This window comes from Streptomyces sp., from assembly GCF_035563135.1.
Lineage (GTDB): Bacteria > Actinomycetota > Actinomycetes > Streptomycetales > Streptomycetaceae > Streptomyces.
Window position 1 is genome coordinate 1 of sequence record NZ_DATMVN010000291.1, and the last position, 5,803, is coordinate 5,803.

Below are 5,803 nucleotides of genomic sequence, written 5' to 3' on the forward strand. Positions count from 1 at the left end.
GTCGCGGCCGGCTCTGCGCCCTGCGGGTGCGCCGCGGCCGGAATGTGGGCCGTCGGCGCGTCCGCGGGGACGGCAGGCGGGACGTCCGGCGCGGAGTGACCCCCCTGCGGGGTGCTCTCAGGAGCGGCAGCCGGCACGGGAGGTGCGGACGGAACGGACGGTACGGACGGAACCGTGTTGCCCTCGTTGCCCTCGTTCTCGGTGCTCACAGCTCTTTACTCCTCGGTTCCACTCGGCATTCGGCAAGAGATCCGCTGTGCACGTGTCTGCAGTCAGCTTTTCCCACAGCACGTCAGGCCACTGTAAGCAGGACCTGTGCATCCGCACGCCAATCTTTACATCAGACAAAAAGGCCCTACGCAAACAAGGTGTCCGCACCCGACGCGTCGCGGTGACACGATGTCGCGGTGACCCACGCACGCCTGCCCTCACGGCATCCTCCCATCCAGGTCGTCGCCCACCGCGGGGCCTCGGACGACGCTCCCGAGCACACCCTGGCCGCGTACCGGAAGGCCATCGAGGACGGGGCGGACGCCCTGGAGTGCGATGTGCGCCTCACCGCCGACGGACAGCTCGTCTGCGTGCACGACCGCAGGGTGAACCGTACGTCGAACGGCCGGGGTGCTGTCTCCGCCCTGGAGCTGGCCGATCTCGCCGCCCTCGACTTCGGGTCCTGGAAGGACCACGAGGAGTCCCCGGACTGGGACCCGGTGCCGGGTGAGCTCACGTCCGTACTCACCCTGGAGCGGCTCCTCGAACTCACCCACGAGGTCCGGGCGGCCGGCCGGCCCCTCCAGCTGGCCATCGAGACCAAGCACCCTACGCGCTGGGCCGGCCAGGTCGAGGAGCGCCTGCTCCACCTGCTCAAGCGGTTCGGGCTGGACGCCCCGCCGGCGGACGGCCCGTCCCCGGTACGCGTCATGAGTTTCTCGGCCCGGTCCCTGTACCGCATCCGAGCCGCCGCCCCCACCCTGCCCACCGTCTTCCTGATGCAGTTCGTCTCCCCGCGGCTGCGCGACGGACGGCTCCCCGCCGGGGCCCGGATCGCCGGTCCGGGGATGCGGATCGTACGCAGTCACCCCGGTTACATCGAGCGCTTGCACCGGGCGGGGCACCGGGTGCACGTCTGGACCGTGAACGACCCGGAGGACGTCGAGCTCTGCGCACGCCTCGGAGTGGAAGCAATCATCACGAACCGCCCGAAACAGGTTCTGTCACAACTTGGCCGGTCTTAACATCAGTTACGAGGGGTGCACCGGCGCATTCACTCCGCAATCGATCGTTACGAGTGCATCACTGACAGGGCTTTGGCCGGTTTCCGGCGTAGTCCAGAAGGGCATCCAATCCGTGGCGTGGGGCGAAGGAGGTCTCGGGGGTGGCGTTTGTGGTGGCACAGGAAGTGCCCGCGTCGTCGAGCATGGCTGTACCCCATGGCCCTGCGGGCGTGGGGCAGGCGCGGCACCGTATGCGCGAGCAACTGCGCAGCAACGGGGTCTCGGACACCGTGGTCGACGACGCTGTACTGATCCTTTCCGAACTGCTCAGCAATGCCTGCCGGCACGGCAGGCCGCTGGGGAAGCACTCAGAGGTGGGGGACGGCGACGTCCGTGCCGCGTGGCGCGTGGACACGAGGGGTGACCTGACCGTCGAGGTCACGGACGGCGGCGGGCCTACCAGGCCGGCCCCGGCCACACCGTCGGTCACCGCACGCGGCGGGCGCGGGCTCAACATCATCAGCGCCCTCGCCCAGGAATGGGGCGTACGGGACGACGCCGTCGGTGAGGTCACCGTCTGGGCCCTGGTCTCCGCGGGCCGGGGGAACGAGGGCTTCGCCGCAGCGGCCCCGGGCAGCACGAGGCCCGCACGCCGCGAGCGGTCCGGGCTGGACGCCCTGGACGGATTGAACAGTTTCAACGGGATCAGCGGGTTCGGCTCACTCGACGGGCTGGACCTCGCCGACGCTCTCGAAGCCTTCGACGACGCAGGCTGAGCGCGCACGACGAGCCGGACCGGGAGCGGCACGACGGAGTGGACCGGGAGTGCCACGGAGGGCGGCGCGACGAGCCGGACCGGGAGCGCCACGGAGGGCGGCACGACGAGCCGGACCGGGAGCGCCACGGAGGGCGGCACGACGAGCCGGACCGGGAGGGCCGCGGAGGGCGGCACGACGGAGTGGGCCGCGAGGGTGCCACGGCAGGTGCGCCCCGGCCGTGCGGGGGACGGCTAGGCTCGCGCCCGAGACCGCACTGTCGCAATCGGGAGAACGCCCACCATGGCCAAGAAGCGCCCTCAGTCCAAGGCCGGGAAGCCGCAGCTCAAGGACGGTGAAATCCCGGTCGTAGGGGCACGTGAACCCTGCCCGTGCGGTTCGGGCCGCCGCTACAAGGCGTGTCACGGACGCGCCGCCGCCCACGCCGTGACCGAGCTGGTCCAGCGCCCCTTCGAAGGAATCTCCGGAGAGTGCGACTGGATCGCCCTGCGTGAGCTGGTCCCCGCCGCCACCGTCGAACTGACGCTGAAGGGCGGACTGCCCGAGGGCGTGCCCTCCGTGGTGCTCGCGACCGTACTGCCGATGGCATGGCCGGCGCTGCGGCGCGACGACGGGTCCGTCCTGCTCGCCCTGCAGAACGACACCTCCTCCGGCGACCTCAGCCGCGATCTCGCCGACACCCTGCAGCGAGCGCTGGAGGCCGAGCCCGGTTCACCGGTCACCGCCCGCCGGGTGCCCGCCGACGGCCCACGGCTGCAGGACGCCCTCGACCCGGACGCCCCGTTCGAGCCGGTCGTGCATTCCGGCTTCGAATTCTGGGTCCCGGACGCGGAGAACGCCACGGCCGAGGTGTCCGCCTCCCTGGAGCGGGCCAACGCCGCCGCCATCCCCACCGTCCGGCTCTCCGGCGTGGACGCGGCCTACTGGTGCGAGACGCCGGAGAAGAACCACCTGCGCTGGGTCATGCCGCACCCCGAGGAGCAGCTCCTCGACGCCCTCGCACGGCTGCACGCGGCGGGCACCTCCTCGCTCGGCGAAGGGACCCGCCTGGTGGGCTCGTTCCGGGCCCACGGGCTGATGGTCCCGGTCTGGGACCTGCCGAGCGCGATGGGGGCCGGCGAGTGCGAGAAGCCCGCGGCGCAGTTCGCGGAGCGGCTCGCCGAGGCCCTCGCCTCGGACGCTCCGCTGACGGGCGAGGAACGCCGGGCACGCGGCGGGCTCACCAACCGCCAGGTCACGCTCAGCTGACAGTGACGGCGGTCCGGGACGGGGGTGACTCCGGTCACGATTTCCGTACTCGCCGGTAAATCACTGTCCGAATAGGCGAGATCGAATTTGCTCACGGCAGATCTCTTGTTACGGTTCTGGAAGTCCGGTCGCTGGTGCATCCCCCGTCGCCAGCGGCCGGACGTCCTCGTTTCCGGCCCGGACACCCGGAGTTCCCTCCGGGACACCCAGCGTATCGGCGGCCTGCGGCGAAAGCCCGGCCCGCGTCCGTCTCCCGCCCTGGCGCATCCGTCCCGCCACGGACCCGCCCTCCGGCAGCCTCCTGTACGGGACCGGTCCCGCTCCGGCGCGGAGCGGGGCCGGACGCCGGCCTTCGGGCGTTCGCTTTCGGACAGAAATCCGGCGTCCTCGCCGGGGCGGGCGGCCTCGCACCCCTGGATGAGTGAGCCGCCCGCGCTCCACGCGCCGGCGCACCGCCGAACGCTCAGTACGCGAGCCGGCTGCCGCCGTCCGGAGCGCTGTTGCTCGCCTCGACGAGCGCGTCCAGGACCGACTCCACATCCGGGAGCCACGGCGCGGTGTTCCCCGCCTCCGGCGCACGTTCCCAGCGCACCTGCCCCGCACCCACCTCGGAGGGAGGCAGGAGGAGATAGCCGCCCTCCCCGTGGAACCGCAGGGAGCTGGGCACCCGGTCCTGGGCGTGCAGCAGCTCACCGAGCCGCTCCAAGGTGTACGGGGCCACCAGCAGCGACCACCTGGTGGGTGTCGCCACCACGGGGCCGAGCCGCAGCCCCATGCCGTCGAGTGCGGCCAGCGCCCTGGCGCCGGCGACGGCGGGCAGGCTCAGCGCGCAGGGCGCCCGGCCACCGGTGGCCAGGACGACCGGTGCGTCAGGGCGGTTGGTCCACCACCAGCGCACCATGCGTGCGTCGGTGGTCGCCGCGAGGAGACCGGGGTCGAAGGGGTGTGCGCCGGGTACGGCGCACTCGGGATCGGGGCAGGCGCAGCCGCGGCCGCGTGCGCCGCGCACGGCTCCTGTCGCCAGCCCTGCTCCGGGGAGCACGGGCCACTTCCGGACGGTGGCACAGATCAGCGCCGCATCGAGCTGGGCGGAACTTCCCTTGCGCCGTGGCCGGTGCCTGCGTCGCCTTCCGAGGATCTCGCGCATGAGCGCTCGTTCCTTTCCGTTGAACGCCGAGGTCCACATCGCACCACGTGCTCGTTACACCACGTGTGCGTCTCTTCGCCGTGCGTGCTCGCTCATCGGGACTGCGGCACGGCCGAACAGCCGGTGCCGAGCGTGAGCCGAGCCGAGCAGAGTGGAACCGAACAGAATGGAGCTGAGCCGAGTCGAACCGGGTTGAACCGAGCCGAGTCCGGTCGAATACATCGCGCGACCGGCGTGCACATCGCGCGTGCCGCCCCTTGTGCGACCCCGCTGCTCGGGGTCGGCGGGCGGCCGTCACCAGTGAGGACGCCCGGGCTCGCTGTCGGGTTCCGGGGCGGTCACACTGCCCCTGGCCATCCACGATTACGTACCCAGCATGCTCTGGATGACGCTCCCTCCGGCATTTCACCCCGAGGGCGCCCCTGTCGAGCGCCCCCAGTCGATCGCAAAAAGCGGCCCGGGGGTGCTTTTTTCAGCCAAAACAACTGTCCCACGGACACCGTAAAAACCGAGAGGACAATGCTGGACATTGCCTTACTTGTACGTGTACATCTGGGTGCGTATACATGTGGTTGCACCGATAGCGGCGCAGAACGACATGGGGGTTTGCGATGCTATCCGACATAACGCACCCGTCGGGAAGCCGACCGTCATGAGCGTCCCCCACCTTCCGAAAGTGGCTGGAATCGACTCCATGGTTCCCGTTTCAACGCACACTGCCGCGCCCACGGGAGGGATGACCTCCACCCCTCCCGCCCCGGGAACCTTCATCCAGGACCGGCTGGCCGGATGGGTCTCCGATCTCACCACCCTGCACGAACTCACCGAACGGCTGACCGCGACCAGCACCCTGGACAGCGCCCTTCCCGAGCTGCTGGCCGCCGGGGCGGCCCTGGTGGGAGCCGGCCGGGGGCTCCTCATCCTCGAACCCGCCGACGGCGGCGGACCGGCCCGCACGGTCGGGCTCGGCCTGGAGCACGCCGAACTGGGCCACATCGAGACGGTGCCCCGCAGCGCCACCGCGTACGGCCGCTTCCTCGACGGCCTTCCGGACAGCGACGCCCCCCTGGCGAGCCCCGACATCCTCGGCGACGCCGGCCTCGACCCCCGCTGCCGCGAGGTGGCCGCCCGGCTCGGATACGCCGCCAGCTACGCGCAGCCCCTCGCCACCGAAGCCACCGGCAGGCTCGGTGCGGCCGTCTGGCTGTACGACGAACCGGCCGAACCACTGGAACGCCAGTGCCATCTCGTCGAGGTGTACGCCCGCTTCGCCGCCGAGTACCTGGCCCGCCTGCTCGAACTGGAACGCGCCAGGGCACACGCCGCCGTCCTCGCCGAGGAACTCCTCCCCAGCAGACTGCCCCGGATCCCCGGAGTGCGGCTCGCCGCCCGCCACCGGGCCGCGCCCGGGGGCGGCG

Annotated in this window: 4 protein-coding genes and 2 pseudogenes; 4 read left to right on the plus strand and 2 right to left on the minus strand. The window is 71.4% G+C overall.

Features of this window, described 5'->3' with window-relative positions; genetic code table 11:
- Window positions 1-209 (minus strand): annotated as a pseudogene (locus tag VN520_RS12795) (protease); the annotation flags it as partial.
- 198 nt (window positions 210-407) lie between these two features.
- Between VN520_RS12795 and VN520_RS12800 the strand changes: the two are divergent.
- The 3 genes from VN520_RS12800 to VN520_RS12810 all read left to right on the plus strand — a co-directional run bounded on the left by VN520_RS12800 (window position 408) and on the right by VN520_RS12810 (window position 3,238).
- Window positions 408-1,235 (plus strand): glycerophosphodiester phosphodiesterase family protein, encoded by an 828-nt coding sequence (locus tag VN520_RS12800; RefSeq protein WP_325747014.1) that lies wholly within the window; start codon window positions 408-410, stop codon window positions 1,233-1,235.
- A 230-nt stretch (window positions 1,236-1,465) separates the two neighbouring features.
- On the plus strand, window positions 1,466-1,990 hold the full coding sequence (locus VN520_RS12805) for an ATP-binding protein (RefSeq protein ID WP_414719842.1): 525 nt from the start codon (window positions 1,466-1,468) through the stop codon (window positions 1,988-1,990).
- A 282-nt stretch (window positions 1,991-2,272) separates the two neighbouring features.
- Complete coding sequence (locus tag VN520_RS12810; RefSeq protein WP_325747015.1) at window positions 2,273-3,238, plus strand: DUF5926 family protein; 966 nt, start codon at window positions 2,273-2,275, stop codon at window positions 3,236-3,238.
- 463 nt (window positions 3,239-3,701) lie between these two features.
- Here VN520_RS12810 and VN520_RS12815 read toward each other — a convergent pair whose 3' ends face one another.
- A complete protein-coding gene (locus tag VN520_RS12815; RefSeq protein WP_325747016.1) occupies window positions 3,702-4,385 on the minus strand; it encodes a bifunctional DNA primase/polymerase in 684 nt (227 codons plus the stop codon).
- Between the two features lie 598 nt (window positions 4,386-4,983).
- Here VN520_RS12815 and VN520_RS12820 point away from each other — a divergent pair.
- Window positions 4,984-5,803 (plus strand): annotated as a pseudogene (locus VN520_RS12820) (phosphatase); the annotation flags it as partial.

What these genes read in the sequence shown, in the direction of transcription:
- VN520_RS12805 (WP_414719842.1), top strand. Translation starts at nt 1,466, where the DNA reads ATGCGCGAGCAACTGCGCAGCAACGGGGTCTCGGACACCGTGGTCGAC.
- VN520_RS12810 (WP_325747015.1), top strand. Translation starts at nt 2,273, where the DNA reads ATGGCCAAGAAGCGCCCTCAGTCCAAGGCCGGGAAGCCGCAGCTCAAG.
- VN520_RS12815 (WP_325747016.1), bottom strand. Translation starts at nt 4,385, where the DNA reads ATGCGCGAGATCCTCGGAAGGCGACGCAGGCACCGGCCACGGCGCAAG.